The sequence below is a fragment of the Mycobacterium sp. E1715 genome (genome assembly GCF_001667625.1).
Lineage (GTDB): Bacteria > Actinomycetota > Actinomycetes > Mycobacteriales > Mycobacteriaceae > Mycobacterium.
Map to the genome: position 1 here is coordinate 1 of NZ_LZJJ01000014.1, position 1,103 is coordinate 1,103.

Annotated in this window: 2 pseudogenes; one reads left to right on the forward strand and one right to left on the reverse strand. The window is 68.4% G+C overall.

The features are described 5' to 3' along the window. Positions 1–338, reverse strand: a pseudogene (locus A9X03_RS30000) (AMP-binding protein); the annotation flags it as partial. On the opposite strand from A9X03_RS30000, the pseudogene A9X03_RS00605 reads away from it, so the two are divergent. Next, positions 316–1,103 (forward strand): annotated as a pseudogene (locus A9X03_RS00605) (AMP-binding protein); the annotation flags it as partial. The pseudogenes A9X03_RS30000 and A9X03_RS00605 overlap by 23 nt on opposite strands.

Consider the following 1,103-nt stretch of genomic DNA (forward strand, 5'->3'; position numbering starts at 1 on the left):
ACCCGGCCCAGCGCCAGCTCGTCGTGCACCGACTCCAGCAACTGGGTGACGTTGTGATGGGTGACGGCCACGCCCTTGGGCACCCCGGTCGTGCCCGAGGTGTAGATGATGTACGCGACGTCCGCGGACGACGGCGCCGACAGCGCGTCGGCCGATTGTGTCGCGATTTCCGGGTCGTCGAATTCGATGACCGCCAGGTCCGACCCGTCGAGCCGCGATCGCACGCCCGCGGTGGTGACGGCGGCGATCGGTAGGGCGTCGGTGAGCATGAACTCGATGCGGGCCGCCGGCAGTGCCGGGTCGATGGGCAGGTAGGCCGCGCCGATCGCCGCAATCGCCGACCCCGCCTTGCGCTCGAGGCTCGACGGATCAGGCGTGGCGGTCATCGATCTCGACACGGCCGCCGTCGCGGGCCAGTGCGCCGACCCGCTGCCCGCCCCGTCGTCGGCGAACGTCGCGTACATCATCTACACCTCGGGGACCACCGGTACGCCGAAGGGCGTGGCCGTCACCCATCACAACGTCACCCAGTTGCTGGAGTCGGTGCACGACGAGCTGGCGCTGGGCCGGGTGTGGTCGCAGTGTCACTCGTTGGCCTTCGACTTCTCGGTGTGGGAGATCTTCGGGTCGCTGTTGCACGGCGGCCGGTTGGTGATCGTGCCCGACGCGGTGGTCCGCTCACCAGAAGACCTGCGCACCATGCTGATTCGCGAGCAGGTCAACGTGCTGAGCCAGACACCGTCGGCGTTCTACGCCCTCTCACCCGAGTTGGCCCGGGAGGGGAAACTGCGGACCGTGGTGTTCGGTGGCGAGGCGCTTGAACCGCAGCGGCTGGGCAAGTGGTTGAACGGTCACCGGCGGTCGCCGCGCCTGATCAACATGTATGGCATCACCGAGACCACGGTGCACGCCTCTTTCCGGGAGATCGTCGCGAGCGATGTCGACACCAACGCCAGCCCGATCGGCGCGCCGCTGGCCCACCTGAGCTTCCTCGTCCTCGACGACTGCCTGAACCCGGTGCCGGTGGGTGTGGTCGGTGAGTTGTATGTGGCGGGTCGGGGTGTGGCGTGTGGGTATGCGGGTCGGTCGGGGTTGACGACAGG